The 26,807-nt window shown below is 70.5% G+C and carries 23 protein-coding genes; 9 read left to right on the forward strand and 14 right to left on the reverse strand.

The genetic code is table 11. The annotated features are described in order from the left end of the window. The first annotated feature begins 66 nt into the window (after positions 1-66). From ACP56T_RS16625 to ACP56T_RS16635, 3 genes are all read left to right on the forward strand, one after another. Complete coding sequence (locus ACP56T_RS16625; protein ID WP_430913247.1) at positions 67-2,235, forward strand: protein-disulfide reductase DsbD family protein; 2,169 nt, start codon at positions 67-69, stop codon at positions 2,233-2,235. Beyond that, positions 2,236-2,865, forward strand: a complete 630-nt coding sequence (locus ACP56T_RS16630) for a redoxin domain-containing protein (protein WP_430913248.1) — start codon at positions 2,236-2,238, stop codon at positions 2,863-2,865. Positions 2,866-2,992: 127 nt separating this feature from the next. Further along, the gene (locus ACP56T_RS16635; protein WP_430913249.1) at positions 2,993-3,343 is read left to right on the forward strand and encodes a hypothetical protein; all 351 of its coding nucleotides are present in this window, start codon (positions 2,993-2,995) and stop codon (positions 3,341-3,343) included. A gap of 22 nt (positions 3,344-3,365) precedes the next feature. Here the strand turns inward: ACP56T_RS16635 and ACP56T_RS16640 are convergent, their stop codons facing one another. The 6 genes from ACP56T_RS16640 to ACP56T_RS16665 all read right to left on the reverse strand — a co-directional run bounded on the left by ACP56T_RS16640 (position 3,366) and on the right by ACP56T_RS16665 (position 11,833). Further along, a complete protein-coding gene (locus ACP56T_RS16640) occupies positions 3,366-5,048 on the reverse strand; it encodes an SGNH/GDSL hydrolase family protein (protein WP_430913250.1) in 1,683 nt (560 codons plus the stop codon). Positions 5,049-5,052: 4 nt separating this feature from the next. Beyond that, complete coding sequence (locus ACP56T_RS16645) at positions 5,053-5,727, reverse strand: hypothetical protein (protein ID WP_430913251.1); 675 nt, start codon at positions 5,725-5,727, stop codon at positions 5,053-5,055. A 163-nt stretch (positions 5,728-5,890) separates the two neighbouring features. Next, the gene (locus tag ACP56T_RS16650) at positions 5,891-6,181 is read right to left on the reverse strand and encodes a hypothetical protein (protein WP_430913252.1); all 291 of its coding nucleotides are present in this window, start codon (positions 6,179-6,181) and stop codon (positions 5,891-5,893) included. A gap of 357 nt (positions 6,182-6,538) precedes the next feature. Next, positions 6,539-9,736 (reverse strand): autotransporter family protein, encoded by a 3,198-nt coding sequence (locus ACP56T_RS16655; RefSeq protein WP_430913253.1) that lies wholly within the window; start codon positions 9,734-9,736, stop codon positions 6,539-6,541. Between the two features lie 167 nt (positions 9,737-9,903). Further along, positions 9,904-11,328 carry an FAD-binding oxidoreductase gene (locus ACP56T_RS16660; protein ID WP_430913254.1) on the reverse strand — a complete coding sequence of 475 codons (1,425 nt, stop codon included), beginning with the start codon at positions 11,326-11,328 and terminating at the stop codon, positions 9,904-9,906. Between the two features lie 19 nt (positions 11,329-11,347). Beyond that, a complete protein-coding gene (locus ACP56T_RS16665) occupies positions 11,348-11,833 on the reverse strand; it encodes a hypothetical protein (RefSeq protein WP_430913256.1) in 486 nt (161 codons plus the stop codon). Between the two features lie 352 nt (positions 11,834-12,185). Between ACP56T_RS16665 and ACP56T_RS16670 the strand changes: the two genes are divergently transcribed. From ACP56T_RS16670 to ACP56T_RS16685, 4 genes are all read left to right on the forward strand, one after another. Next, positions 12,186-12,392: a hypothetical protein gene (locus ACP56T_RS16670; RefSeq protein WP_430913257.1), complete on the forward strand. Its 207-nt coding sequence runs from the start codon at positions 12,186-12,188 to the stop codon at positions 12,390-12,392. A gap of 69 nt (positions 12,393-12,461) precedes the next feature. Continuing rightward, positions 12,462-14,141, forward strand: a complete 1,680-nt coding sequence (locus ACP56T_RS16675; protein WP_430913258.1) for a thiamine pyrophosphate-binding protein — start codon at positions 12,462-12,464, stop codon at positions 14,139-14,141. A 142-nt stretch (positions 14,142-14,283) separates the two neighbouring features. Continuing rightward, positions 14,284-14,946, forward strand: a complete 663-nt coding sequence (locus tag ACP56T_RS16680) for a DUF1007 family protein (RefSeq protein ID WP_430913259.1) — start codon at positions 14,284-14,286, stop codon at positions 14,944-14,946. A 10-nt stretch (positions 14,947-14,956) separates the two neighbouring features. Further along, positions 14,957-15,958, forward strand: coding sequence for a nickel/cobalt transporter (locus ACP56T_RS16685; protein WP_430913260.1), 1,002 nt, complete (start codon positions 14,957-14,959; stop codon positions 15,956-15,958). Positions 15,959-15,965: 7 nt separating this feature from the next. Here the strand turns inward: ACP56T_RS16685 and ACP56T_RS16690 are convergent, their stop codons facing one another. Beyond that, positions 15,966-16,553, reverse strand: coding sequence for a histidine phosphatase family protein (locus ACP56T_RS16690; RefSeq protein ID WP_430913261.1), 588 nt, complete (start codon positions 16,551-16,553; stop codon positions 15,966-15,968). A gap of 103 nt (positions 16,554-16,656) precedes the next feature. Continuing rightward, positions 16,657-17,052: a VOC family protein gene (locus ACP56T_RS16695; RefSeq protein WP_430913262.1), complete on the reverse strand. Its 396-nt coding sequence runs from the start codon at positions 17,050-17,052 to the stop codon at positions 16,657-16,659. Positions 17,053-17,166: 114 nt separating this feature from the next. Here ACP56T_RS16695 and ACP56T_RS16700 point away from each other — a divergent pair, with 114 nt between their 5' ends. Beyond that, positions 17,167-18,174, forward strand: coding sequence for a tyrosine recombinase XerC (locus ACP56T_RS16700; protein WP_430913263.1), 1,008 nt, complete (start codon positions 17,167-17,169; stop codon positions 18,172-18,174). A 126-nt stretch (positions 18,175-18,300) separates the two neighbouring features. Continuing rightward, positions 18,301-19,170, forward strand: coding sequence for a response regulator (locus ACP56T_RS16705; RefSeq protein ID WP_430913264.1), 870 nt, complete (start codon positions 18,301-18,303; stop codon positions 19,168-19,170). 24 nt (positions 19,171-19,194) lie between these two features. Here ACP56T_RS16705 and lpdA read toward each other — a convergent pair whose 3' ends face one another. From lpdA to sucD, 6 genes are all read right to left on the reverse strand, one after another. After that, positions 19,195-20,604, reverse strand: coding sequence for a dihydrolipoyl dehydrogenase (gene lpdA, locus ACP56T_RS16710; protein WP_430913265.1), 1,410 nt, complete (start codon positions 20,602-20,604; stop codon positions 19,195-19,197). Between the two features lie 7 nt (positions 20,605-20,611). Next, positions 20,612-20,938, reverse strand: a complete 327-nt coding sequence (locus ACP56T_RS16715; protein ID WP_430913267.1) for a pentapeptide repeat-containing protein — start codon at positions 20,936-20,938, stop codon at positions 20,612-20,614. Beyond that, on the reverse strand, positions 20,916-21,329 hold the full coding sequence (locus tag ACP56T_RS16720; RefSeq protein ID WP_430913268.1) for a hypothetical protein: 414 nt from the start codon (positions 21,327-21,329) through the stop codon (positions 20,916-20,918). Before ACP56T_RS16720 ends, ACP56T_RS16715 begins: the two co-directional genes overlap by 23 nt. 31 nt (positions 21,330-21,360) lie before the next feature. Next, the gene (odhB, locus tag ACP56T_RS16725; protein WP_430913269.1) at positions 21,361-22,629 is read right to left on the reverse strand and encodes a 2-oxoglutarate dehydrogenase complex dihydrolipoyllysine-residue succinyltransferase; all 1,269 of its coding nucleotides are present in this window, start codon (positions 22,627-22,629) and stop codon (positions 21,361-21,363) included. A gap of 80 nt (positions 22,630-22,709) precedes the next feature. Continuing rightward, positions 22,710-25,691 (reverse strand): 2-oxoglutarate dehydrogenase E1 component, encoded by a 2,982-nt coding sequence (locus tag ACP56T_RS16730; protein WP_430913270.1) that lies wholly within the window; start codon positions 25,689-25,691, stop codon positions 22,710-22,712. Between the two features lie 190 nt (positions 25,692-25,881). Next, a complete protein-coding gene (gene sucD / locus ACP56T_RS16735) occupies positions 25,882-26,766 on the reverse strand; it encodes a succinate--CoA ligase subunit alpha (protein WP_430913279.1) in 885 nt (294 codons plus the stop codon). Positions 26,767-26,807 lie beyond the last annotated feature (41 nt).

A 26,807-nucleotide genomic window follows, 5' to 3' on the forward strand; every position in this document is an offset into this window, starting at 1 on the left:
GCGGGGCCGGATCGGCCTTAGAAGGGGCGGGCGTAACCGATGCGCGCGGGCGCACGTAAGGACAGCATGATCCGCCGCCTCGCCCTCCTGCTCCTCGTCCTCGCCGGCATCCCGCAGGCCGCGCTCGCCGCGCCGAAGCCGCCCGCCGACCTCGTGCGGGCGAGCCTCCTGGCGGAGCCTTCCTCGGTCGCCGGCGGCAGGCCCTTCACCGTCGCCGTGCGCATGGCGATGAAGCCGGGCTGGCACGTCTACTGGCGCAATCCCGGCGATTCCGGCCTGCCCCCGGAGATCACCTGGACGCTGCCGGCGGGGTTCTCGGCGGGCTCCGTCCAGTGGCCGACGCCGGAGCGCATCCCGGTCTCGCACCTGATGAATTTCGGCTACGAGGACGAGGCGGTGCTGCTCGTCACGCTGACCCCGCCGCCGAGTCTCGACCCGGCGCAGCCCGTTCGGATCGCGGCGAAGCTGAACTATCTCGTCTGCGAGCGCGAATGCATTCCGGGCTCGGCGGATCTGCGCCTCGACCTGCCGGCCGCGAACGTCTCCCCGGCGCCCGATCCGGCCAACGCCGCCCTGTTCGAGGGCGCGCGCAGCAAGCTTCCGCAGTCCGTTTCCTGGACTTCGCGCGTCGGCGGCGAGGGCGAGCGCCTGCGCCTCGACATCGACGTTCCCGGCCTCAAGCCGGAGACGATCCGCTCGGGGGCGTTCTTCCCCTATTCCGAGACCGCCATCGAGAACGCCGCCGCGCAGGACCTGACCGCCGACGCCTCGGGGCTGCATCTGCGGCTCACCCGCGCCACGCCGGGCGATCCGCTGCCCGCCACCCTGCCGGGGGTGCTCACGCTGGAGGAAGATACCGGCTCCGGCCCGGTGACGCGTTCCTACGCGGTCGGCGGCGAGCCTCCGGCGGTAGCCGCTCCCGTCGCTGCGGCGCCCGTCCCCGCTGCTCCGGCGCTGGCGCCGGAGGAGCGTCTGACCCTGTGGAGCGCGGCGGCGCTCGCCTTCCTCGGCGGGCTGATCCTCAACCTGATGCCCTGCGTCTTCCCGGTTCTGTCGATCAAGGTGATGAGCCTCGTGCGCCATTCCGGCGAGGGCCCGGCGCGGGTGCGCCTGCACGGGCTCGCCTACACGGCCGGCGTGCTCGCCGCCTTCCTCGGTCTGGCGGGGCTGCTGATCGCGCTGAAGAGCGGCGGCGCCGGCATCGGCTGGGGCTTCCAGCTCCAGTCGCCCCTCGTGGTGGCGGGGCTCGCCTACCTGCTCTTCGCCATGGGCTTGAGCCTCTCCGGCGTCTTCGCGATCGGGACCGGCGTCGCCGGGCTCGGCGACGGGCTGACACGGCGCGCCGGGCTCGAGGGCTCGTTCTTCACCGGCGTGCTCGCGACGGTGGTGGCGACGCCCTGCACCGCCCCGTTCATGGGGGCCGCCGTGGGCTTCGCCCTGACCCAATCCTCGGCGGCCGCGCTGGCGATCTTCGCCGCCCTCGGCCTCGGGCTGGCGCTGCCCTTCCTGCTCTTCACCCTGTGGCCCTCCGCGATGCGGGCGCTGCCGCGTCCGGGCGCCTGGATGGAGCTGCTGAAGCAGGCGCTGGCCTTCCCCGTCTACGCCACCGTGGCGTGGCTGGTCTGGGTGCTGGCCCAGCAGGTCGGGTCCGCCGGGCTGCTCGCGGGACTGACGGGGCTCGTCCTCGTCGCCTTCGCCGCCTGGGTCTGGGAGCGCGCCCGCAGCGCCGGCTCCGTGCTGGCCGTGACGGCGCGGGTAGCGGCGGTGGCGGCTCTCCTCGCCGTGGGCCTGCTGGCGGTGTCCGCCGATCGCGACCGCGCCTCCTCCGTGGCCGTGGCGAGCCGGGACGGGACGGAGCCCTTCACCCAGGCCCGGCTCGACGATCTTCTCGGGCGCGGGCAGCCGGTCTTCGTGGACATGACGGCGGCCTGGTGCATCACCTGCCAGGTCAACGAGCGCCTCGCCCTCGACACGGCCCCCGTGCGGGCGGCGATGGCGGCGCGCGGCATCACCTACCTCAAGGGCGACTGGACCAACCAGAACCCCGAGATCACCCGCCTGCTCGAACGCCATGGCCGCAGCGGCGTGCCGCTCTACCTGCTCTACGCGAGTGCCGGCGAGCCCGCCGTGCTGCCGCAGATCCTGACGCAGGCGAGCGTGCTCTCCTCGCTCGAACCCGTCCCCCTGGCCGCCGGCGCCCGCAGCGCCGCCCTCCAGCAGACCGGAGCGCATTGAATGGCACCGAGCCGCCGCCTGATCCTGACCGCCGCTACCGCCGTCCTGGCGGCGTCGGCGCTTCCCGTCGCCGCGCTCGCCGCCGGGCTGCACATCGGCAAGCCGGCCCCAGCCTTCGAGGCCATGGACGCCGACGGCCGCAGCGTCCGGCTCTCCGACTTCAAGGGCCGGACCGTCGTCCTCGAGTGGACGAACCACGACTGCCCGTTCGTCCGCAAGCATTACGAGAGCGGCGCCATGCAGGCTCTCCAGAAGCGCTGGACGGAGCGGGGCGTCGTCTGGCTCTCGGTGATCTCCTCCGCGCCCGGCGAGCAGGGCGCCGTCGACGGCGCGGGGGCCAAGCGCCTCACCGTCGAGCGCGCCGCCGCCCCGAGCGATGTGCTGCTCGATCCCAAGGGTGTCCTCGGGCGCGCCTACGACGCGCGGACCACGCCGCACATGTACATCGTCACGGGGGACGGGACCCTCGCCTACCAGGGCGGCATCGACGACAAGCCCTCCACCGAGCTCGCCGACATCGGAACCGCCCGCAACTACGTGGAGGAGGCGCTGAGCGCGCTCGCCGCCGGCAAGCCCGTCGCCGCGACGACGACCCGCCCCTATGGCTGCACGGTCAAATACGCCTCCTGAGCGGCGCGTCCTAACGCTCCGTCAACGATGATCGCCTAAACTCCGCGACGGCCTGAAACTTTTCGACGATGCGCCCGGCGCGTCCCATCGGCGGTGACGAGGCCGGATTGACCGGGGGAGCCCGTCGATGCGGTGCCTGTTCGTTATCGTGTCCCTGACCTGCGCGGCGCCCGTCCTGGCCGGAGAAGCCTCCGTCGCCGACCGCTACCGCGCCTGGCAAAGCTGCCTCAACGCCAGCATCGCCCGCCAGCCGGCAGGTCTGCCTCATGCGGGGGCGGTGAAGGCGGCGCTCGCCGCCTGCGGGCGCTCGGAGATCGCCTATCTCGAAACGCTGGCCGCCTCGCCGCTCTTCGGCGCCGGCGAGATCGACGCCGCCCGCGACACCATCCGGGCGCGGGCGGCGGGCACGCTGATGATCGCGGCGCGCGACCGCCTCGATCCCGTCGCCACCGGCTCCATCGACCGGCGCCGTCCCTGAGGGCGGCGCCGGCCGGCGCGCGTCAGACCGGGAAGGTCCAGGCCGGCGACGGCGCCGTGCCGCTCGGGCCGAGAAGCGCCGGGATCTTGGTCTGGTGGGCGGTCTGCGAGGGATGGGTGCCGTCCGCGCTGTCGTTGGCGACGTCCGCCCACTGCCCCGAGCCGCCCCCGGCGCGGCTCGCGGGGTTCAGCTCCACCGCCGCCGCGATGTCGACCACGCCGCCGATGGCGCTGCCGACCTGCGCATGGAGCCAGGCGTTCAGGGCGTTGCGCGCGCTCGGGCTGCCGCCGGCCACCGTGCCGGAGCCGTAGGCGGCGCCCGCCGCCGTGTAGGGGCCGCTTCCGGGGACGATGGCGACGTTGCCCGGCCGGGTGGTGCGCGGCAGCAGCGTACACCACCAGATATCCGCCGCGCCGTTGGGGCAGAGCAGGGCGAGCATCTGCCAGATCGTGGCGAGGTCGGCCTGCACCTGTGCCAGGGAGCGCCCCAGCGCGATATCGTTGGTGGCGTAGTTGCCGACGATCCGGTCGAAGTTCCCGGCGAGCGCGTTCAGCCGGCGGTAGCTGCCCAGTGCCTGCGCGAAGGTCTGCGCCTTCTCGCCCACCACGGGCAGCTTGATGACGCCGAAGCCGCCTTGCGCCGCGCAATAGTCGACCCAGGACACGTCGCCCGAGGTGCTGCCCGCGCCGGCGAGGATGCTGTCGCCGATCATCGCGATGGTCCTCAAGCGGGGCGTCGCGGAGACGAGCGGCCGCCCGCGCGCCGCGTCGGGGGCGAAGTTGCCCTTCGCGTTCGAGCCGGTGGAATAGTAGTTCGTCTTGGTCTTGGTCTTGGTCTCGTCCACGGGGGCGGTGCCCCCGACGACGTTGGCGCTGTAGGCCGTGCCGGCGGCGGGCGTCGTGGTCAGGGTGATGCTTATGGCCCCCGTGGAGTAGTCGATGGTGCCCGACGAAACTCCTGTCCCGGTGATCGCGCCGGAACCGTTGTCGCTCGCGAGCCCGGTGATGCCGGAGCCGGCGACGAGCAGCGAGCCGGGCACGACCGGGCGGTTCGCCGCCGGAACCGTGCCGGTGAGGGTCGGCGTGCCGCCGGGGGCGGTGACGGTGAGGGAGTAGTCGCCCGCGTTGGAGCCCTCCGCGCTGGCCGCCGCCAGCCCCTTCACCCCCTGCGAGCGGATCGGCCAGATGCCGTTGACCGGCTCCGCGACATGCGAGTTGACGTAGTAGGCCTGGGCCGCCGCGAGCCGCACGAAGAGATCGTCGGTCCAGGTCGAGGCGCCGGCCGCCAGCGTCACCGCGTTCTGTCCGCCGTTGAAGGTGAGCGGGACGATGACCGCGCCGGAATCGGTCGGCAGCCACGCCGTCAGCGCGGGGTTCGCGTTGATCTCGAGGGAGGCCGTGACCGTGATCGGCTGGAGGTCCGCGACCTCGCCGCCGGTGTTGTCGGCGGCGAGCGGCGTCGCCCCGCCATAGGCGTTGGCATAGTGGAACTGGATGCTGCCGACGCCGGAGCCGCGCGCCGCGAGCCGGTCCCAGGTCCGGTAGGTGACGGCCTTGCGGGTGCCGGCGCTGCGATTGGGTGAGGGGACGGCGAAGCCGCCCCACTGGGTGCGGGTCGAGCAGCCGCGCGGCGCCGGGAGAACGCCGCCGGGGAGATAGCCGGACGCCGACAGGCGCGGGCCGGGGGGAAGCGCGTTGAAGCCCATCGGGTCAGCCCTCCATCACGGACAGGCCGGTGGCGGCCGAGGCGGTGGCGTAGATCGCGGAGGTCTCGACCTTGGCGTCGCGAAAAAGGCCGCCGCCATTGGCGAAGACGATCTTTCCGCGCCGGATCGGCTGGCCGACCGAGGCGGGGGCGGGCGCTGCGCCGAACCACAGCTCGGCATCGGCCGTCCCGTTGTTGTCGATGGCGAGGAAGCCGCGGCCGGCGTTGCCCGCCAGCACCTGCACGATGGTGGCGTTGGTGCCGCCCGGTCCGCTCGTATCCGAGGCGCTGAAGGCGGGCACCGCGACATAGCCCTGCGCCACCGGCAGGCGGGAGGCCGTGCCGGGAACGTCGGCGGCGAGGACCGCCGAGAGCTTCTCCCCGCCGATGACCCGCAGCAGCCGCGAATCCCCCGGCCGCAGCAGCAGGCGCGGCTCGGCGGTGGGATCGGGCGAGACGGCGAAATCCGCGTAGACCGGCGCGTCGATGCCGGTGAGGCGGGCGAAGACGTCGGAGCGGCCCATGGTGGGCACCAGGGGCTGCGCGCCGGACGCCGTGGGCGTGGCGGTCACGTCGAGGGTACCGCTGGCGATCGGGTCGTCGGCTTCCGCCACGACCATGCCGCCGAGTTGCCCCCGGCCGCCTCCGATCAGGACGAATTCGTAGCGCAGTTTCCCCATGGCGTGCGTCCTCGGCGGCTCGGGGCGGGGACGCGGCCGGCGAAGGATCCGTCCGATCCCCCGGCCCGATCCGCCCGTGCGAAATCGGAGGTCACACCATATAGGAATTTAGTCATTTTTCAAGAAAATTCACCTTTCGGTCTTTTCGGGCGGTTCCCACCGGCTATCGCTCGACGATGCGGCGGATGCGGTAGGGGTCGACCCAGCGCCGCGGTTCGGCGCCGGCCGTGCGATCGGCTCCCGCCTCCTCCGCGCCGCGCCGGACATGGTCCGGGTGGACGACCCGCACCGCCGGCTTCGTTCCCTCCTCCGGCCGGAGCGTGACCCGGACGGCGGCCTGCGCTGCCTCCCGGCCGGGGCCCGGCCCGGCGGCGACGGCGCGCGTCAGCATGATCCCGCTCGTCAGGGCGAGCGAGGTTCCCACGATCACGACCATATCGGCTGCGCGCAGCATGACCCCCTCCATCGCAGCCCGGACATCGCCGGTCCGTCCCGCCTTGCGACAGGCGGGGACTGCGTTGGGCGGTCATCGCATGCGGCCTGCCAAGAAAAGGCGCGGTTTTTCACGCTCATTGTGCCGGATCGACCAATGTCCGGTTAGCGTTAAGGGCGGCGGAATCCGTATCCGGAGCGCAAGAGTTCGGTCGATCCGGTCGATGACTGGCGCGAACCGGATTCGATTCGTATCCGGTCTCTTGCCGTGCAGTCTCGCGCCCAACCCCGCCGCTCCGGGATGTGGGTGTCGCAAAAAGGAGAGGCCCGCCCGGCTGGTGCCGGGCGGGCCTTTATCGTTCGGTCCGGAGCGGTGTGCTCAGAACTTGTAGGTGAAGTTGCCCTTCACGGCGTGGTCCTCGGCCCGCGAGCCGATCTGGCCGGTATAGGCGACGCCCAGCGTGGCGTTGGGGGCGACGCGCAGGTCGAGGCCGGCCTCCGCGACGAGGGCGTCGCGGTCGATCGGGATGCCCGCGCTGAGGAAGGACGCTCCGCCCCCGAAGGAGAGCAGCGCCTTCGGCACCACGTCGCCGAAGGCCCGGCGGTAGCCGAGGAGGCCGTGGGCCGAGACCGGGGCGCCGAAGCCCAGGTCGAAGGTGGTCTGCGCCCGCACGCCGGCGGTGGCCGCGCCGAGGTCGTAGTCGCGGGCGGCACCCACGAGGGCGGCCACGCCGCCGGTCTCGGCGAAGCGGTCGCGGTGGATGCTGACATAGGCGCCGCCGACGAAGGGCTCGATATAGGCGAGAGCCGGCTGGCTCGGCACCGCGACCGCGCCCTTCGAGATCAGCGCGGCGGGAGCCGGGGTCCCGAGCGGGATCTTGTAGCCGAGCTCGCCGAAGCCCTGCACGGTGGAGCCGCCGGTGCGGGCGGTCGGCGTGTCGGCGAGCCCCGCGAAGATCACCGAGCGGCGCAGGCGCGCGGAGTTGTCGGCGTAGGTGGCGCCGAGACGAAGCGCGAAGGGCCCCGATTCGTAGCCGCCATAGACGCCCCCGAAGCCACTCTCGATGGTGCCGGACTGGAGACGCCCGGTGGTGTCGAGGGTGGTCGAGGTGTAGCCGCCGGCGACACCGAGGCGGAAGCCGGTCTCGAGCCGGAGATCGGCGCCGATCACGAACCCGCTGGTCTGGCGGTTGAGCCCGGCGGCGTTGCCGTCGCTGCGGGCGCTACCGAAGCTGCCGAAACCCTGCCCCCAGAGCCCGAAGACCCGCGGATCGAGCACGGCGACCGGGACCGGGACCGGCGCGACGCGCTTGCCGGGCAGGTCGGCGGTGTAGGCGGCCGGCAGGCTGCCGTAGTTCAGGCCCTCGGCCGCGCCGGGGGTGGTGCCCCGGCGCATGCGGTCGAGGATCGCCTCCCGCACGAAGAAGGCGGTCTCGTACTCGGCCGAGACCACGCTGGCGTGGATGTCGCCGGCGAGCGCCTGGAAGGCGCCGCGCGCCTCGGGCGTGGTCAGGCCGACAGTGCGGTCGTAGACGCCGGCCCCCGGCCCGGCGGCCTGGATGGCGTTGCCGACCACGGCCTGGTTGCGGTTCTGGGCGATGGCCGAGAAGGCGATGTCGTTGCGGGTGAGCGTCAGGTCGACTTCCGTGGCCTGGTAGCGCAGGGTCGGGGTCAGGAAGGCGAAGTTCGAGGTCACGCCCGCGAACTGGCCGGCGACGCCGCCCGTGGCGGTGAGGATCTGGTACTGGGTGCGCGGATCGTAGGTGCCGGCCTGGGCGAGTACCTGCACGGTGCCGCCGGCGAGGGTGGCGCTGCCGGTGGCGGCGAGCCGGTCGGACTGGCCGGCCGCATTCGCCTCGACCCGGAAGGTCGAGCCGGCCGCGAAGCCGACATTGCCGGCGACGTTCAGGGTGCCGATCGAGTTGCCCGGAGCCACCGTGCCGCCCGACAGCGCGACCACGCCGCCGACCGTGCCCGTGCCGCCGAGCGTACCGCCGGAATTGACCGTGACCATGCCGGTGACGGTGCCGTTCGCGGCGAGCAGGCCGCCGCTGCCGATGCCGACATCCGTCGTCACGCGGTCGCGGGTGTCGAGGCTCAGCGTGCCGGTGACGTTCTGGAAGTAGCCGGCGGCGCTATAGAGATCGAGGCGGCTCCAGTAGCTCAGCGCGGTGCCGTAGAAGGCGGCGAGCGCGTTGCCTTCCGTGTTGACGATGATCTGGTTGATCGTGCTCGTCTGGAGAGTGCCGTAGAGGCCGCCGTTCGGGGCGATGGTCTGGGCCGCGCTGGTGCTGCCGCCGTAGAGCGGGGCGAGCAGGATCGAGGCGTCGGGACCGTTGGCCGGGGCCGCCTCGCGCGGGGCCTGCGCGAAGGTCAGCGTCGGCAGGCCGTAGGTGAGGCGCTGCTGGTAGGTCGCCTGGTTGGCGGCCGAGGGGAGGTAGGGGTTGTTGGCGGTGTTCGCCGCGCTCGAGGCGCAGGCCGCGACCGTGTTGCCGCACTGCGCGGCGAGGTAGCCCTGGATCTGCGTCTGCGCGGCGGTGAACAGGCCGGGCATGTTGACCGCCGTGCCGGTGGTCGCCGCGGTGTTGAGGTAGAGCGGGTTCGTCAGCGCCTGCGACAGCTCGTAGCTCGCCAGCGAGCGGCTGGCGATGATGTCGAGCGGGTAGTGCACGCCGAGCACGATGCGGCTGTTGCCGTACTCGGAGGCCCGCATCATCATGTTCTGGTATTCCTGCGGCACCAGCATCGCGAGCAGGATCGAGTCGGTGAAGGCGTAGGTGGTGTGCCCGCTCGGGAAGGAGGGGTTCGTCGCCAGGCCGTTGATCGAGGTCGGGTCGAACTGGTTGATGCCGGTGGGGCGCACCTGCACCGGGCGGGACGAGCCGTAGATGTCCTGGCCCGCATCGGTGTTCCGCACGCCGTAGGCGAGGTCGTAGACGCTGTTGGTGGTGTTGGGCAGGCCGTTGAAGCTCGGCAGCGTATAGCCGGCCGGCGCCACGGCGGGCACGGCCACATAGCCGGCCGGCGTGGTCGAGGGGTTCGTCGCCGCGCCGTTGGCGAAGAAGTTCTTGGCGACGCCGAGGTCGCCGCCGGTGAGGTTGTACCCGGTGGTGAGCAGGGTCACGACGCTGCCGAGCGAGCCGCTCGTGCCGCCCGCGACGCCCCGCTGGTAGATCGGGCCGAGGCTCGCGCCGAGCCCGCCGACGAGCTGCTGGGGCGTGATGCCGTTGATCACGGTCTGCGCCGGCAGGCCGCCCGCGAGGTTCGCCGCGACGCCGTAGGTGCCGAGGCCGATCGAGGAGAGGTTGTTCGAGGCCGAGCCGAGGAGGTTCTTGTCGCTGATCGCGAGCTGGCGCTGCGCCAGGGTCGAGCCGTTGTTGATCGCCAGGGACTGGTCGAGGTTCGTCTGGAGCGTCTGCTGGCCGACCGTGCTGCCGTTGAGGCTCAGGAAGGGCGCCAGCAGGTTGAGGACGTTGGCGTTGGAGCCGGTGATGTTGGCGGTCTGCGCCTGCGCGGCGCCGAGTCCGACCGTGCCGACGACGACGGCAGCGGCCGAGACGCTGTATAAAAATCTCATGATCGATCCCCACCCGAATCCGGTCCGTGACCGTTGAGGGGACGGGTAGGCTAAAGCTCCGGGTAAAACGCAGTCATAATCCAGTCATAATTCTCAAGGTTTCGCAGCGTTGCTCGACAGCAACGCAGGGCCTCTTTGCTTTGCCGGACAACAATAAAGTCTCGTCACTATAGTTCATTGTCGGGCAGCATCGCGCCGGCGTTCATCCGGCCTTCGGGGTCGAGGATGCGCTTCAGCGCCGCGATCAGCGAGAGCCGGGTCGGATCGGCGTAGCGCGCGAGCAGGTCGCGCTTGAAGCGGCCGATGCCGTATTCGGCGCTGAAGCTGCCGCCCAGATCGATCGCCAGCGCGTAGAGCGCATGCGCGACCCCTGATTCGACCTCTCGGGTGAAGGCGAGGCGGTCGCGGCCCTCCGGCACCAGCAGGTTGTAGTGGATGTTGCCGTCCCCGACATGGCCGTAGAAGGAGAGCCGCACGCCCGGCATCTGTGCCGCGACGATGCCGGCGCCCCGTTCGAGGAAGGCCGAGACGGCGGAGACCGGCACGGCGATGTCGAGCTTCACCGAGCCGCCCGCCGCCTTCTCGCCCTCGGGGATGGTCTCGCGGATGCTCCAGAAGGCGCGCCGCTGGCTCTCGGACTGGGCGATCACCGCATCCTCGACCCAGCCCTCCTCCATCAGCGCCTCCAGGGTGCCGAGCAGGACGTCGTCGAGGGGGATGCGCGGCGACGAGGACGAGAGTTCGAGGAGCAGCGCCCCGCCGGACCCCGCCGCGACCCCGAGCCCCGCGCCGCGCATGCTCGCGACGAGATCGAGGGAGGAGGCCGAGATCAGCTCGAAGGTGGTGACGAGATCGGAGGTCTCGCGGCGCACCCGCGCGGCGATCTCGGGCAGCGGCGCGCTTTCGGCCAAGGACACCCAGGCGGTCGCCCGATGGTCTTGCGCCGGCCAGAGCTTGAGAACCACGCCGGTGACGATGCCGAGGGTGCCCTCGGCCCCGACGAAGAGCTGGCGGATATCGGTGCCGGCGTTGTTCTTGCGCAGCGCCTTCATGTCGGAGAGGAGCGAGCCGTCCGGCATCACCACCTCGAGGCCGAGCACGAGGTCGCGGGTCATGCCGTAGCGCAGCACCTGGAGGCCGCCGGCATTGGTGCCGATATTGCCGCCGAGCCGGCAGCTTCCCTCCGAGCCGAGGCTGAGGGGTAGCAGCAGACCCTGCGCGGCGGCGGCCGCCTGCGCCTCGGCCAGCACGATCCCGGCATCGCAGGCCATGGTGAAGTTGAGCGGGTCGACGGTCCTCACCGAGGCGAGGCGTTCCAGGCTGACGACGAGCTGGCGCCGGCCGGACTCGGGGGTGGCGCCGCCGACATAGCCGGTATTGCCGCCCTGGGGCACGAGGCCGAGGCCGGCGGTGCCCGCGAGCCGTACGATCTCCTGCACCTCGGCGACCGTCCGGGGACGCAGCACGGCGCGGGTCTCGCCGCGCATCAGCCCGCGATGGTCGAGGATGTAGGGCTCGACCCGATCCGGCGCGTCGAGCACGCCGCCCTCGCCGAGGAGCGCGCGGAAGGGGGCGAGATCGGTATCCGTCATGGCGCGCTGTCGTGCCGCCCTATTGCGGCGGCTTCCCGGCGGGAGCGTGCGGCGCGGGCTTGTTCGCGTCCTCGGGCTTCGTCTCGTTGGTCTTGGCGTCCTGCGCGGCCGGAGCGTCGGCCTTCGGCGCCGGGACGACGGCGGAGGCGGGCACCAGCAGCAGGTTCTTCGCGACGCTGCCTTCCGGGCCGAACTCGCCGAGCACCGCCGGGCAGGCGCGCTCGCGATGCAGCGCCATGTCGTTGGACATCAGCGAGAACATGCCCTGCACGCGGGCGCCGAAGGGCCCGCGCGGGCTGACGTCCTGGCTGCGGGTGTTCTGCTTCACGAGCAGCGCCTCGAACTGGTCCGTGTCGATGCGGTAGCCGCAGACATTGGAGGCCGCGAAGACATAGGCCGCGAATTCGAGGGCGCGCGGGCCCGGCGCGTTACGGATCTGGGCCCCGGCCGGAGTGGCGAGCAGCAGGGCGGCGAGGCCGGCGAGGGATGTCGGGACGCGGGTCATGCGGGCGTTTCCTCTTCGGCCTCTGCGGATCGGGCCATTCGGGCAGGCGGGCCGGGTGAATCCGGCCGCCGCCAGCCGCGAGATAGCGCGGTCCGTCCCCGAAGGGGAGGCGGGGTGCGAAGGAGACGCGGTCCCGTCGAAGCCGGGGATCGGGGCCGGACTGAGTATTCTTCTCTCGCAGACGCCGCCCTGCGCGCGGTTATAGTCCGTTCACCAGTATCGGAGCCGGAGTTTTTCGGGGTCGGTCTGGAAAAGCGAGTCATCGCGACAATTCGAGCGAATTCCTTGCGGGTCCGCACAGGCGCGGGGCCTCAAGGTGCCGAGCGATCCGCCGCGGATCCGGACCGACCCGATGACCCATTTCGCCCACGATCTCCTCGCCGCCGATCCCGACGCCCTCTCCCGCCTGAAGCAGGTGCTGCATGGCGAGGAGACCGCGCCGGCTCCCGCGCCGAGCCTGTCGGAGCGGTTCGGCGGCCTTCCGGCGATCGCCGCGTCCCCGCGCAAGCCCCGCCGGCGCCGCCAAGCCGCGACGGCCGGCAGCCTCGTCACCCCGTAGGCGGGCTTCGCTTAAGCTTTCGCGCTTAAGCTCGCCGCCGACTCCGCGACATTTCCGAGCGTGAACCCGATGTCCAGCGACACACAAGCCCGCAGCGCCGCGAGCGCCCTCGTCGCGCAACTGGCCGCCAACGGCGTGCGCCACGTCTTCACCGTGCCCGGCGAGAGCTTCCTGCCGGTGCTCGACGCGCTCTACGAATCGGGCATCACGGTCACGACCTGCCGCCAGGAAGGGGGCGCCGCGATGATGGCGGAGGCCCACGGCAAGGCGACGGGCGAGCCCGGCATCTGCTTCGTCACGCGCGGGCCCGGCGCCACCAACGCGTCGGCGGGCATCCACATCGCCCAGCAGGACTCGACCCCGATGATCCTATTCGCGGGGCAGATCGAGCGCGGCCAGCGCGACCGCGAGGCCTTCCAGGAGATGGACTACCGCGCCGCCTTCGGCCCCATTTCGAAATGGGCCACCGAGATCGACGACCCCGCCCGCGTGCCGGAATACGTTTCCCGCGCCTTCCACACCGCCACCTCCGGCCGTCCGGGCCCTGTGGTGATGGCGCTGCCGAAGGACATGCTGAAGGAGGCCTGCCCCGGCCCGCTGGCGGCGCCATGGAAGGCGATCGAGGCCGCGCCCGGCGCCGAGGAGATGGCCGAGCTCGCCGCGCTCATCGCGGCGGCCGAGCGGCCCTTCCTGCTGCTCGGCGGCAGCCGCTGGAGCGAGAGGGCCTACGCGGACATCCGCGCCTTCGCCGACCGCTTCGACATGCCGGTGGCCACGAGCTACCGCCGGCTGCCGCTGTTCGACCCCCTGCACCCGGCCTATGCCGGCGATCTCGGCCTCGGCGCCAACGCCAAGCTGGTGGCGCGGGTGAAAGCCGCCGACCTGCTGATCGTGCTTGGCGGGCGCCTCGGCGAGATCCCGAGCCAGGGTTATGCCGTGCTCGGCATCCCGAACCCGTCCTGCAAGCTCGTCCATGTCCATCCGGGGCCGGAGGAGCTGGGCCGGGTCTACGTGCCGCATCTCGGCATCAACGCGGCGCCCTCGCGCATGGCCGCCGCCATGGCTGCCCTGCCGGCGCCCGCGCAGAAACCCTGGAGCGACATCACCCGCGCGGCCCATGCCGAGTATCTCGACTGGAGCGAGGTGGCGACGCCCCAGCCCGGCGGCGTGAACCTCGGCGAGGTGATGGTGCATCTGCGCGAGGCGCTCCCCGAGGACGCCATCATCTGCAACGGCGCGGGCAACTACGCCGCCTGGATCCACCGCTTCTTCCGTTTCCGCCGGCTCGGCTCGCATGTGGCGCCGACCTCCGGCTCCATGGGCTACGGCGTGCCGGCGGCGGTGGGCATCAAGCGGCTCTACCCGGACCGGACCGTGATCTCGCTCAATGGCGACGGCGACTTCCTGATGAACGGCCAGGAATTCGCCACCGCGATCCAGCACGATCTGCCCATCGTCTGCATCGTCTGCGACAATGCCAGTTACGGCACCATCCGCATGCATCAGGAGCGGGACTTCCCCGGCCGCGTCTCGGCCACCGACCTGAGGAACCCCGATTTCGCGGACTACGCCCGCACCTTCGGCGGCTTCGGCGTCACCGTCGAGACGACGGCCGAGTTCCCCGCCGCGCTGGCGGCCGCCCGCGCCTCGGGGGTGGCCTCGATCGTCCACCTCAAGATCTCGACGGACGCGATCTCGCCCGGCGCGACCCTGAGCGCGATCCGCTCGGCGGCGCTGAAGGGGCGATAGGGCCTCCCGACGCTTTCCCTGTTTCCGCCGGGGCGGGTGGGGCCGCCCGGCGCCTCGCTTTCGCCCCACTGACCGGAGAGGCTTGAGACCGTTGCTGCGTTGACTCTTCGTTAACCGTGAGACGCGAGCGTTCGAGGCCGCCATGCCGACCTGCCCGCGCCTTCTCCCCGGTCTTTTCGCCCTCGCGGCCCTCGGGACCGCGCCTGCCGAGGCGCATCCCCATGTCTGGGTCACGGCCAAGGCGCGGGTGGAGTATGCCGACGGCAAGGTCGTCGCCCTGCGCCACGCCTGGACCTTCGATGCCGCCTATTCGAGCTTCATCACGCAAGGGCTTGACAAGAACGGCGACGGCAAGTTCTCCCCCGACGAGCTGGCCGGGCTCGCGACCGAGAACACCGCCGGGCTCGCCGAGTTCGCCTATTTCACCAAGCTCAAGGTCGCCGGCAAAGAGCAGGTCTTCGCCGAGCCGGCCGAGCCGCGCATGGAGATGGCGGACGGCGCGCTCACCCTGACATTCCGCCTGCCGCTGAAGGCGCCCGCCGCGCAGGGCCGGGGCGTGGTGGCGCTGGAAGTCTACGACCCCACCTATTTCGTCTCCTTCGGCCTCTCCGAATCGGCGGACGCCGTCACGCTCGCGGGCGCACCCGCCGGCTGCACCGCCACCGTGACCCGCCCCAAGACCCAGGACGCCAAGACCGCCGACGCGGCCAAGCCCGGCCTCTCGGAAGCCTTCTTCGAAGCGCTCACCGCCGCCTCGAGCTACGGCACCCAGTTCGCCAACCGCGTTCTCGTGGCCTGCCCGTGAGGATCGGCTGATGGCCCTCGGCGTCGCCGTCGATCGCTCGCCGGGACTCTCCTCCCGCCGCCTCGTCCTGCGGATCGCGCTGCTCCTGGGCGCCGTCGCCATCGCGGCCGGGATGCTCGCGGCGGCCGTCGCCCTCGTCGCGCCGGGCCTCGCCCCGCCGCCGCGCTCGCCCTTCGGCATCGGCTTCCGCGAGGCGGCGCCGTCGCCCGCCGGGATCGGCGGATGGCTGATCGCCTTCCAGTCGAGCTTCTCGCGCCATCTCGAGGCGGCGGTCGCTCTCCTGAAGGACGGCGGAAGCTGGCTCCCCGTCGCGACGCTGGGCTTCGTCTACGGGGTGATCCACGCGGCCGGGCCCGGACACGGCAAGGCGGTGATCGCCGGCTACATCGTCGCCGGGGAGCGCAGCCTGCGGCGCGGGCTCTCGCTCAGCGCCGCCGCCGCCCTGCTCCAGGCCCTCGTCGCCATCGCCATCGTGGCGGCGGGCATGCTGATCCTCGGCGCCACGGCCGCCGGCATGAACCGCGCCGGCACGCTGATCGAGAGCGTGAGCTTCGCCCTCGTGGCGGCGCTGGGTCTCGCGATCGCCTGGCGCAAGGCCGGCATGCTCGTCTCTTCCGGCGGCGCGTGCGGACCCGGTTGCGGGCATGCCCGTCTCGGCGACGCCGAGGCGATCGGGCGGCTCGACACCTGGCGCGAGCGCGCCGGGGTGGTGCTGGCCGCCGGCTCGCGCCCCTGCGCAGGGGCGATCCTCATCCTCGTCTTCTCGGCGAGCCGGGGGATGCTCGGCGCCGGCATCCTCGCCACCCTCGCCATGGCGCTCGGCACCGCGATCACCACGGGCGCTCTGGCGAGCCTCGCCGTCTTCGCCAAGGGACTGGCGCTGCGTCTGGCCGGCGGGCGCGGCCGGGGCGGCGCGCTGGCGCTGAGCGGCCTGGAACTCCTGGCCGCCGCCTTCGTGCTGGTGCTGGGCGTGGCGATGCTCTCCGGCCTCGCGGTCGGCGCCGGCGGCTGAGCCTGTGTCAGGCCGCGGTGCGGCGGCCCGAGACCGGGTCGAACTCCACGCTCTGGCAGTTGTCGAGCCACACGCCGGTCAGGTGGTAGAAGAACGTCCCGTGTCCGACCACCGCGAGGATCCTCTCGGGGCGGCGCGCCAGCCATTGGCGGAAGGCCGCGACCCGGCCGTCGAACAGCGCGCGGGGCTCCACGGGGTAGCTTCCCGGGGCGACCTCCTCCTCGGCGTGCCACCACACCTCGGGCAGGTGGTCGACCTTGAGATGCGGGAACTCGGCCGCGATCTCGGAGGCGGCCCGGCCGACGTCGCAACTGCTCTCCTGGCACTCGCGGTGCAGCACCTCGACCAGGACCTCGGGTCGCGACGGGTGCTCGCCGAACAGGCCCATGGTGGTCTCGATGGCCCGCGTCAGCGGCGAGGTCACGACGAGATCGAAGGGGATGTCGTGCAGGCGCGCGCGTGCCGCATCCACCTGCGCCCGGCCCCGCTCCGTCAGCCGCGCGTCGACATGGCCCGGATCCTCGCCCGTGAGGCGATGCGCGGCGTTGAAGGTCGATTCGCCGTGACGGATGCAGACGATGCGGGGGGAGGCCATCGGGTTCCTGAAGGGGCGGACGGGGTGTCCATCGCCCCTTCATGTGGCGGCGGAGGTCGCCCTCCGCCACCGATGCGCCCGCACAACAGCCATGCGCCGCCGGTCAGGCGAAGCGGCCGCCGCGCTGGATGACCTCGATCTTGTAGCCGTCCGGGTCCGTCGCGAAGAAGAACCTCGCCAGCGGCGTGCCCTCGTGGGCCAGCTCCTTCACCGGCGTGGCCGGCAGGCCCTCGCGCTCGAAGCGGGCATGCTCCGCCTCGATATCCGCGACCGTGAAGGCGATGTGGCCGTAGCCGTCGCCGAGGGCGTAGGGCTCGGTCCTGTCCTTGTTGACGGTGAGCTCGAGCTCGAAGGGCGAGGCGGCGTCGCGCATGTAGATCAGGGTGAAGGTGGGGAAATCGAAGCGGCCCGATACCTCCAGCCCGAAGGCGCGGGCGTAGTAGTCGCGCGAGCGCTGCTCGTCGAGGACGCGGATCATGGAGTGGACGGGCTTCGACATCGGGCTTCCCTGTGGCGGCGGCGTTGCGCTCCTATCTGGTGGGGAAACGCCGTTCGGCGAGCCCGTGCCGGGCCGTCAACCGGACGTCAAGGAGAGGATGCGCCTGATCGCATCATGCCACGCGCCCTCCGAGCCCCGAGCGACCCCGCCGCGCTCGCCGTCCCCCCCGGCGACGGCGGCGTCCGCGCGGCGATCCTGGGCTGGCGCGGCGGTCTCGTCGGCGAGCGGCGGCTGTCGGCCAAGACGGTCGAAGCCTACGACCGCGACCTCCGGCAGTTCCTGGTCTTCCTCGACGGCCGCCTCGGCCGCCCGAGCCGCATCGCCGATCTCGTCGTCCTGAAGCCGCGCGACCTGCGCGCCTTCATGGCGGCGCGGCGGGCGGACGGCGCCTGCGGGCGGACGCTGATGCGCATGCTTGCCGGCCTGCGCTCCTTCGCCCGCCATCTGGAGCGCGAGGGCCATGGCAGCGTCGCCGCGCTCGGAGCGGTGCGCTCCCCCAAGGTCGAGCGGCGGTTGCCGCGCCCGCTGCCCGTCGCCGCGGCCCTGGCGGTGACGACGCCGGAGGCCCGCCTCGGCGATCCGCGCGAACCCTGGGTTCTCGCCCGCGACGCGGCGGTCCTCTCGCTGCTCTACGGGGCCGGGCTTCGCATCTCGGAGGCGCTGGGCCTGCGCCGGGGCGACGCGCCCGATGGCGGCACCGACGCGATCACCATCCTCGGCAAGGGCGGCAAGGAGCGCATGGTCCCGGTCCTGCCCGTGGTGACGCGTTCGATTGCCGACTATCTTTCCCTTTGTCCTTATCCATTGCCGGCGGAAGGCCCCCTGTTCGTGGGCGCGCGCGGCGGGCCGCTCTCGCCGCGCGTGATCCAATACGCGGTCGCGGGCCTGCGCGGCGCGCTCGGCCTGCCGGAGAGCGCCACGCCGCACGCGCTGCGCCATTCCTTCGCGACGCATCTGCTCGGGCGCCAGGGCGAGCTGCGCGCCATCCAGGAGCTGCTCGGCCACGCCTCGCTGTCCTCGACGCAGATCTACACCCAGGTCGACGCGGCGCGCCTGATGAGCGCCTTCGAGGCAGCGCATCCCCGCTCCGCGCTCAACCGCCGCGTGGGGCGGGACGCGTAGAGGATCGTCCGGGTCATACTAAGGTCCGATGCCACGGTTCGGGGCACCGAATTAATCCGGCGCTCATCATTCTGGTGTTTGATTGCGGGCGTGCAAATTGTGCACTCTCGAATGACGATGCGGGACATGCCCGACCTCACCCGCCCAAGCCTGCCGGCGTCGAACGGCGCGACGGTGCTGATCGCGGACAGCAATGCAGGCCGACGGCGCACGCTCATCGAGACGGTCCTCCATTTCGATCCGGCGGCCAAGGTGCTCGAGACCGAGAGCGGGCAGGGCGTCCTCGACCTGATCCTGGCCCACCGGCCGACCATCGGCTTCGTCGCGCTCCAGCTCGAAGGCATGAGCGGTCCGGAGGCGGTGGCGCTGGCGCGCAAGCGCGGCATGACCATTCCGTGCCTCGTGCTCGTCGCGGGCCGCGTTTTCCCGCAATGGCAGGAACTCGCTCAGAGCCTCGGGGCCTACGAGGTCCTCAAGATCCCGCTCGATCCCGAGCATATCGGCAGCCTGCTGGTCGCCAACGCCCGCCGCATGACGTCGACCTCGATCCTGCTCGCCTCGTCCTCGGAGGTCGGGCGAGGAATGGTCGCCCGCGTGCTCGGGCGCAGCGGATTCAGCTTCGCCATCGACGAGACCGATTGCGGGCGGCATGCCCTCAAGCTGCTGCGGATGGGCGCCTACGAGGCGGCCTTCATCGATGTCAGGCTGGACGGTCTCGACGGGCTGGAGCTTGCCTGTCAGGCGCAGCCGCTCGACCTGCCGACCCGGCTGACGCTGATGACGGGCGGCGATCCCGAGCCGATCGCGCATGCCGCGCGCTATTTCGGCGTCGATTTCGTGCTGAGGATGCCGTTCTACGCCCGCGATATCGACCTGGCGCTACATCACGCCCTGGCGCTTCGCCGTCCTTACCTGCTGAACGCGCTGACCGCACTGCCGGCCCCGACGGCGCTGCTGCGCATCGCCGACCTGCCGCAGGCGCGCCGCTCGGCCTGACACCGCCGGCGCGCCGGACCACCCTCACATGTGGATGGCGCGCTTGCCCACCGCGAGGGCGGCTTCCTTCACCGCCTCGGTCAGGGTCGGGTGAGCGTGGCAGGTGCGCGCCACGTCCTCGGCGCTGGCGCCGAACTCCATGGCCACGGCAAGCTCCCCGATCAGGTTGCCGGCATCCGCCCCCACGATGTGCACGCCGAGCACCTTGTCGGTGGTGGCGTCCGCCAGGATCTTCACGAAGCCGTCCGTGGTGCGGTTGACTTTGGCGCGGCCGTTGGCGGTGAAGGGGAACTTGCCGGCATTGTAGGCGATGCCGTCCTTCTTCAGTTCCTCCTCGGTGCGCCCGATCGAGGCGACCTCGGGGAAGGTGTAGATCACGTTCGGGATCACGCCGTAGTTCACATGGCCCGACTTGCCGGCGAGGATCTCGGCCACCGCCATCCCCTCGTCCTCGGCCTTGTGGGCGAGCATCGGCCCGGCGATGACGTCGCCGATGGCGTAGATGCCGGTGACGTTGGTGGCGTAGTGGCTGTCGGTCTGGATGCGGCCGCGGTTGTCCGTCTGCACGCCCACCGTGTCGAGCCCGAGCCCCTCCGTGTAGGGCACCCGGCCGATGGCCACCAGCACCACGTCGGCCTGGAGCGTCTCGGCCTCGCCGCCGGCGGCCGGCTCCACGGTGACGGTGGCGCCGCCCTTCTTCTCCACCGTGACGCCCGTGACCTTCGAGGACAGCTTGAAGGCGATGCCCTGCTTGCCCATCAGGCGCTCGAACTGCTTGCCGACCTCGCCGTCCATGCCCGGCAGCACCCGGTCGAGATACTCGATCACCGTGACCTCGGCTCCGAGCCGCCGCCAGACCGAGCCGAGCTCGAGCCCGATGACGCCCGCGCCGATGACGACGAGCTTCTTCGGCACCTTGTCGAGTTCGAGCGCGCCGGTGGAGGAGACGACCACCTTCTCGTCGATGGCGACGCCCGGCAGTCTCGCGACGTCCGAGCCCGTGGCGATGACGATGTTCTTCGTCTCCAGCATCCGGTTGCCGCCGTCCTCGGAGATCACCTCGACGCGGCCCGCCCCGGCGATGCGGCCGGTGCCGTGGAAGGTGTCGACCTTGTTCTTCTTGAGCAGGAACTCGACGCCCTTGGTGTTGCCGGCGACGCCCTCGTCCTTGAAGGCCATCATCGTCTTGAGGTCGAGCTTGGGCGCGCTCACGATCACGCCGAGACCGGCGAAATGCTTGGCGGCCTCCTCGAACGCCTCGGAGGCATGCAGCAGCGCCTTCGAGGGGATGCAGCCGACATTGAGGCAGGTGCCGCCATGCGTCGCCCGCTTCTCCACCACGGCGGTGCGTAGGCCGAGCTGCGCGGCGCGGATGGCGCAGACATAGCCGCCGGGGCCGGTGCCGATGACGACGAGATCGTAGGTATTGGACATATAAGGCTCAGCCCAGCAGTTCGTGAGAGCGTGCGGTACGATCAATCAATTTTGATCGATCAATATAGTCGGGCAAGATAGTCTTGTCATCGATTATGGCCGAAGAAAGCTGATCGATGGTCAAGTTCTTCGCACCTGAAAGATCCGATCCGCGCAGGATTGTTTCGATAAGCCGTGCATTCTTGAAGTTTGAATTTCTGAAGGACGCACCGCTTGCATCGGCGTGCGAAAGGTCTGCATCAGCAAGGTTCGTATTGCTGAAATCCGTTCGGCGAATGTAGGCCCCTCTTACATTCAAGACGAGCTTGGTTTTATGGCTCTCGTGGAGTTCCATCGGAGGCGATCCTCATGCGCAATGTGTCGATGACAGCCTTCACATCAATGGGCGGATCCAAATCTTCATATGTCGTTTTGCGCTCTCTCAGATGGGCTTGTAACAGCTCGAAGACCGGGGTTGCCAAGTCCGGGAAATCACGTCCGACCTCGCGCAGAACATAGATAGCCGCGAGCCGTACTTCGAGACGCTCATCCGCAAGTTGACCGGCGGCTCTGTTGAACAACTCCGTGACATGGGCTCGGCGGGCGAGTTCGGCTTGCGCTGCCGCCGAACCAGCCTGCGTCCGTTCCGGTATCAGCTTCCACCATGCAAGCACGACGCCTCCGAAGGCCGCGAGCCCAAGCGCAAGGTTCCTCAGGATTTCCGAGAGAAGAACCCAGGTTTGCACGACGTTATCCGTAAGCTCCGCCGGCGTCGCATCAGAGATCCAGCACCAGGCGCGCCGGGTCCTCCAGCGCCTCCTTGACGCGAACGAGGAAGGTCACGGCCTCCTTCCCGTCGACGATGCGGTGATCGTAGGACAGGGCGAGATACATCATCGGCCGCGCCTCGATTTTTCCGCCGCGCACCACAGGGCGTTCTTCGATGCGGTGCATGCCCAAAATGCCCGACTGCGGCGCGTTGAGGATCGGCGTCGACATCAGCGAACCGTAGATGCCGCCGTTGGTGATGGTGAAGGTGCCGCCCTGCATGTCCTCGATGGAGAGCTTGCCGTCGCGGGCCTTCTTGCCGAAGCCGGAGATCTTCTTCTCGATGCCGGCGATGGACAGGTCGTCGGCGTCGCGCACGACCGGCACGACGAGGCCCTTGTCCGTCCCGACGGCGATGCCGACGTGATAATAGTTCTTGTAGACGATGTCCTGGCCGTCGATCTCGGCGTTGACCGCCGGCACGTCCTTGAGCGCCCCGATCACCGCCTTGGTGAAGAAGCCCATGAAGCCGAGCTTCGTGCCGTGCTTCTTCTCGAAGGCGTCCTTGTACTGGGTCCGCATCGCCATCACGGCGGACATGTCGACGTCGTTGAACGTCGTCAGCATCGCGGCCGTGTCCTGCGCGTCCTTGAGGCGGCGCGCGATGGTCTGGCGGAGCTTGGTCATGCGCACGCGCTCCTCGCGCGACGCGTCGTCCGGCGCGGAGGGCGCGCGCGGCAGCGTGGGCCGGGCCTCCTTCGCGGCCGGAGCCGGGGAGGGCCCCTTGGCGACGGCGGCGAGCATGTCGCCCTTGGTCACGCGGCCGTCCTTGCCGCTGCCGGCGACGGAGGCCGGATCGACCCCCGATTCCCGCGCGATCCTGGCCACCGCCGGGCCGTTGTCGCCGGGCTCGCGGGCGGGCGCGTCCTTGGCGGGAGCCGCCTCCTTCGACGCTTCCGTCCGGCTCTCGGCCTTGGTCTCGGCGGGGGCGGCCTTGGGCTCGGGCGCCTTCGCGGGAGCGGGCTTGGCGCCGCCCGCGCCGGCCTCGACGATCGAGCCGAGCAGCGCGCCGGGCTCCACCGTCTCGCCGTCCTTGACGAGGATCTCGCCGAGCTCGCCGGCGGCGGGGGCGTTCACCTCCAGCGTGACCTTGTCGGTTTCGAGCTCCACCAGGGGCTCGTCGGCGGCCACCGTATCGCCGGGCTTCTTGAACCAGCGGCCGATGGTGGCCTCGCTGACGGATTCGCCGAGCGTCGGGACGAGGATGTCGGTTGCCATTACTTGCTCTGCCGGATCGGTTGGGCCGTGCGGCCGGTAGTCGGAACGGCGCAGGAGGCGCGCCGCCAAATCGCAAAAAATCAGACCGCGAGGGCCTCGTTGAGGAACGCCTGGAGCTGGGCCTGGTGCTTCGACATCTGGCCCACCGCCGTCGAGGCCGAGGCCGGGCGCCCGACATAGCGGACGCGCTTGACGGCGGCGCCGGCCTGCCCGAGCACCCATTCGAGATAGGGCTCGACGAAGGCCCAGGAACCCATGTTCTTCGGCTCTTCCTGACACCAGACCACCTCCGCGTTGCGGAAGCGGCTCATCTCGTTGGCGAGCGCCTTGAGCGGGAACGGATAAAGCTGCTCGACGCGCATCAGGTAGATGTCGGAGACGCCGCGCTTCTCGCGCTCCTCCAGCAGGTCGTAATAGACCTTGCCCGTGCACAGCACGACGCGGCGGATCTTGTCGTCCTTCACGAGCTTGATGCCGTCGCTCTCGTGCTCGGCATCGTCCCAGAGGATGCGGTGGAAGGTCGAGCCTTCCGCGATCATGTCGATGTTCGAGACCGCCCGCTTGTGGCGCAGCAGCGACTTCGGCGTCATCAGGATCAGCGGTTTGCGGAAGTCGCGCTTCAGCTGCCGGCGCAGGATGTGGAAGTAGTTCGACGGCGTCGAGCAGTTCGCCACCTGCATGTTGTCCTCGGCGCACATCTGGAGATAGCGCTCCAGGCGGGCGGAGGAGTGCTCTGGCCCCTGGCCCTCGTAGCCGTGCGGCAGCAGCAGGGTCAGGCCGGACATGCGCAGCCACTTGCGCTCGCCCGAGGAGATGAACTGGTCCACCACCACCTGGGCGCCGTTGGCGAAGTCGCCGAACTGCGCCTCCCAGAGCACCAGCGCGTTCGGCTCGGCCAGGGAGTAGCCGTACTCGAAGCCGAGCACCGCCTCCTCCGAGAGCATCGAGTTGATGACCTCGAGCGGCGCCTGCCCCTCGCGGATGGCGTTCAGCGAGGTGAAGCGCTGTTCGTTCTCTTGGTCGATCACCACGGCATGGCGCTGCGAGAAGGTGCCGCGCTCCACGTCCTGGCCGGAGAGGCGGACGCGGTGGCCGTCGAGCAGGATCGAGCCGAAAGCCAGCGCCTCGGCGGTCGCCCAATCGATGCCGGCGCCGGTCTCCACGGCCTTGGCGCGGTTGTCGAGGAAGCGTTGAATCGTCCGGTGCAGGTGGAAGCCCGGCGGCACCTGGGTGATCTTCTGGGCGATCTCGCGCAGCGTCTCGATCGGCACCCCGGTCTGGCCGCGACGCGGGTCGTCCACGTCCTCGCGCACGGCCTTGAAACCGGACCAGCGGCCGTCGAGCCAGTCGGCCTTGTTGGCCTTGTAGGCTGTGGCGACATCGAGCTCGCCGTCGAGCATCGTGCGGAACTCGGCCTTGCGAGCGTCGAGCTGCTCCTGGGTCAGCGTCCCGTTCTCGACGAGCTTCCGGCCGTAGGTCTCCAGCACCGTCGGATGCTTGCGGATGCGCTGGTACATCTTCGGCTGGGTGAAGGCCGGCTCGTCGCCCTCGTTATGGCCGAAGCGGCGGTAGCAGAGCATGTCGATGACGACGGGCTTGCCGAATTTCTGCCGGTACTCGGTCGCCACCTTGGCCGCGAAGGTCACGGCCTCCGGGTCGTCGCCGTTGACGTGGAAGATCGGCGCCTCGACCATCTTTGCCACGTCGGACGGGTACGGAGAAGACCGTGAAAAACGCGGATCGGTGGTGAAGCCGATCTGGTTGTTGATGATGAAGTGGATCGAGCCGCCGGTGCGGTGGCCCTTGAGGCCCGACAGGCCGAGGCACTCGGCCACCACGCCCTGCCCGGCGAAGGCCGCGTCGCCGTGGATCAGCAGCGGCAGCACCTTGCGGCGCTCGACATTCGGCTTGGCGTGCTGGTCCTGCTTGGCGCGCACCTTCCCCAGCACTACCGGATCGACGATCTCGAGATGCGACGGGTTGGCGGTCAGCGAGAGGTGGACGTTGTTGCCGTCGAAGGCGCGATCAGACGACGCGCCGAGATGGTACTTCACGTCGCCGGAGCCCTCGACCTCGGCGGGGGAGGCCGAGCCGCCCTTGAACTCGTTGAACACCGCCCGGAAGGGCTTCGCCATCACGTTGGTGAGCACGTTCAGACGGCCGCGATGGGCCATGCCGAGCACGATCTCCTGAACGCCGAGCGCGCCGCCGCGCTTGATGATCTGCTCCAGTGCCGGGACCATCGACTCGCCGCCGTCGAGGCCGAAGCGCTTGGTGCCGGTATATTTGAGGTCGAGGAACTTCTCGAACCCCTCCGCTTCGATGAGCTTGTTGAGGATGGCTCTACGCCCTTCCGGCGTAAAGGAAATCTCCTTGTCCTTGCCCTCGATGCGCTCCTGGATCCACGCCTTCTCGGCGGGGTCGGAGATGTGCATGAACTCGACGCCGACCGTCTGGCAGTAGGTCCGCTCGAGGATGTTGACGATCTCGCGGATCGTACCGAAGGTCAGGCCCAGCACATTGTCGAGGAAGATCGGGCGGTCCCAGTCGCTTTCCTGGAAGCCGTAATGCTGCGGGTGCAGCTCCTCATGGTCGCCGCGTGGCGCCAGCCCGATCGGGTCGAGCTTGGCATGCAGGTGGCCGCGCATGCGGTAGGCGCGGATCAGCATGATCGCGCGCACGGAATCCTTTGTGGCCTGCTCCACCGAGACGCCGACGGTCGCGGCGACCGAGGCGCCCTCGGCGGGCTTCGTCGCTCCGTCCTTGGCGCGGATCTTCTCGCCGACGGCCTTCTCCAGGGTGGCCCAGTTGCCGTCGAGCGCCGATACGATCTCGCCATTGGCGGGGATCGGCCAGTTCGGCTTGGTCCAGGAGGCGCCCGCCGCGTTCTTCTCGACGAGGACGTTGTCTTCGCCCAGGCCCCGGAAGAAGCCCTGCCACTCCGGGTCGACGGAGGAGGGGTCGCGCGCGAAGGCGGCCTGGAGTTCCTCGATATAGGCGGCGTTGCCGCCGTAGAGGAACGAGGTTTCGAGGAGCGCTTCGTTCACGTCCTGGCGTGCCATCGTCCGGTCTTCCTGGGTTTCTAGGCGAGGCGCTCGGGGTCGCGGACCCTTCGGCCTTGCCGCGCGGCCGTCCGGTGCGGAGCCGGCCGGCCTGTTCCGATTTCGGCCGGGCCCGGCGCCTGCGCCGGGTTCCGTCCGCCTGATATGGGTTTCCCCGGCATGCGTCGTCCGCATGCCGGCGGCGCGTTGTTCAGCCCTTCATGACGTCGAGGAGGGTTGAGCCGAGCCTTGCGGGGGAGGGGGAGACGGTGATGCCTGCGCGCTGCATGGCCTCGATCTTGTCCTCGGCGCCGCCCTTGCCGCCGGAGATGATGGCGCCGGCATGGCCCATGCGGCGGCCCGGAGGGGCCGTGCGCCCGGCGATGAAGCCCACCATCGGCTTTTTCCGCCCGCGCTTGGCTTCATCGGCGAGGAACTGCGCGGCCTCTTCCTCCGCCGAGCCGCCGATCTCGCCGATCATCACGATGGCGTCGGTCTTGTCGTCGGCCAGGAACAGCTCCAGCATGTCGATGAACTCGGTGCCCTTCACCGGATCGCCGCCGATGCCCACCGCCGTGGTCTGGCCGAGCCCGGCATTCGTGGTCTGGAACACCGCCTCGTAGGTCAGGGTCCCCGACCGCGACACGATCCCGACCTTGCCCGGCTTGAAGATGTTGGCCGGCATGATCCCGATCTTGCATTCCCCCGCCGTGACGATGCCGGGGCAGTTCGGGCCCACCAGCCGCGACTTCGAGCCGGTCAGGGCGCGCTTCACCCGCACCATGTCGAGCACCGGGATCCCTTCCGTGATGCACACGATCAGCGGCATCTCGGCGGCCACCGCCTCCAGGATGGCGTCGGCCGCGCCCGGCGGCGGCACGTAGACCACGCTCGCGGTGGCCCCCGTGGCCTCCTTCGCCTCGGCCACGGTGTCGAACACCGGCAGGTTCAGGTGCTTCGCGCCGCCCTTGCCCGGCGAGGTGCCTCCCACCATCCGCGTTCCGTAGGCGATCGCCTGCTCGGAATGGAAGGTGCCGTTCTTCCCCGTGAAGCCCTGGCAGATGACCTTGGTCGATGCGTCGATCAGGATGGACATGGCGGGCCTATGCGTGCGGGGCGGCGGGCGCTGGCGCGACC

This window comes from Methylobacterium endophyticum, from assembly GCF_050591105.1.
Lineage (GTDB): Bacteria > Pseudomonadota > Alphaproteobacteria > Rhizobiales > Beijerinckiaceae > Methylobacterium.

Coding starts and splice junctions, on each gene's coding strand:
- ACP56T_RS16630 (WP_430913248.1), top strand. CDS start 2,236: ATGGCACCGAGCCGCCGCCTGATCCTGACCGCCGCTACCGCCGTCCTG.
- ACP56T_RS16665 (WP_430913256.1), bottom strand. CDS start 11,833: ATGACCCGCGTCCCGACATCCCTCGCCGGCCTCGCCGCCCTGCTGCTC.
- ACP56T_RS16655 (WP_430913253.1), bottom strand. CDS start 9,736: ATGAGATTTTTATACAGCGTCTCGGCCGCTGCCGTCGTCGTCGGCACG.
- ACP56T_RS16650 (WP_430913252.1), bottom strand. CDS start 6,181: ATGCTGCGCGCAGCCGATATGGTCGTGATCGTGGGAACCTCGCTCGCC.
- ACP56T_RS16690 (WP_430913261.1), bottom strand. CDS start 16,553: ATGGCCTCCCCCCGCATCGTCTGCATCCGTCACGGCGAATCGACCTTC.
- ACP56T_RS16705 (WP_430913264.1), top strand. CDS start 18,301: ATGCCCGACCTCACCCGCCCAAGCCTGCCGGCGTCGAACGGCGCGACG.
- ACP56T_RS16640 (WP_430913250.1), bottom strand. CDS start 5,048: ATGGGCTTCAACGCGCTTCCCCCCGGCCCGCGCCTGTCGGCGTCCGGC.
- ACP56T_RS16645 (WP_430913251.1), bottom strand. CDS start 5,727: ATGGGGAAACTGCGCTACGAATTCGTCCTGATCGGAGGCGGCCGGGGG.
- odhB (WP_430913269.1), bottom strand. CDS start 22,629: ATGGCAACCGACATCCTCGTCCCGACGCTCGGCGAATCCGTCAGCGAG.
- ACP56T_RS16625 (WP_430913247.1), top strand. CDS start 67: ATGATCCGCCGCCTCGCCCTCCTGCTCCTCGTCCTCGCCGGCATCCCG.
- ACP56T_RS16675 (WP_430913258.1), top strand. CDS start 12,462: ATGTCCAGCGACACACAAGCCCGCAGCGCCGCGAGCGCCCTCGTCGCG.
- ACP56T_RS16700 (WP_430913263.1), top strand. CDS start 17,167: ATGCCACGCGCCCTCCGAGCCCCGAGCGACCCCGCCGCGCTCGCCGTC.
- ACP56T_RS16685 (WP_430913260.1), top strand. CDS start 14,957: ATGGCCCTCGGCGTCGCCGTCGATCGCTCGCCGGGACTCTCCTCCCGC.
- ACP56T_RS16660 (WP_430913254.1), bottom strand. CDS start 11,328: ATGACGGATACCGATCTCGCCCCCTTCCGCGCGCTCCTCGGCGAGGGC.
- lpdA (WP_430913265.1), bottom strand. CDS start 20,604: ATGTCCAATACCTACGATCTCGTCGTCATCGGCACCGGCCCCGGCGGC.
- ACP56T_RS16730 (WP_430913270.1), bottom strand. CDS start 25,691: ATGGCACGCCAGGACGTGAACGAAGCGCTCCTCGAAACCTCGTTCCTC.
- ACP56T_RS16715 (WP_430913267.1), bottom strand. CDS start 20,938: ATGGAACTCCACGAGAGCCATAAAACCAAGCTCGTCTTGAATGTAAGA.
- sucD (WP_430913279.1), bottom strand. CDS start 26,766: ATGTCCATCCTGATCGACGCATCGACCAAGGTCATCTGCCAGGGCTTC.
- ACP56T_RS16695 (WP_430913262.1), bottom strand. CDS start 17,052: ATGTCGAAGCCCGTCCACTCCATGATCCGCGTCCTCGACGAGCAGCGC.
- ACP56T_RS16680 (WP_430913259.1), top strand. CDS start 14,284: ATGCCGACCTGCCCGCGCCTTCTCCCCGGTCTTTTCGCCCTCGCGGCC.
- ACP56T_RS16670 (WP_430913257.1), top strand. CDS start 12,186: ATGACCCATTTCGCCCACGATCTCCTCGCCGCCGATCCCGACGCCCTC.
- ACP56T_RS16635 (WP_430913249.1), top strand. CDS start 2,993: ATGCGGTGCCTGTTCGTTATCGTGTCCCTGACCTGCGCGGCGCCCGTC.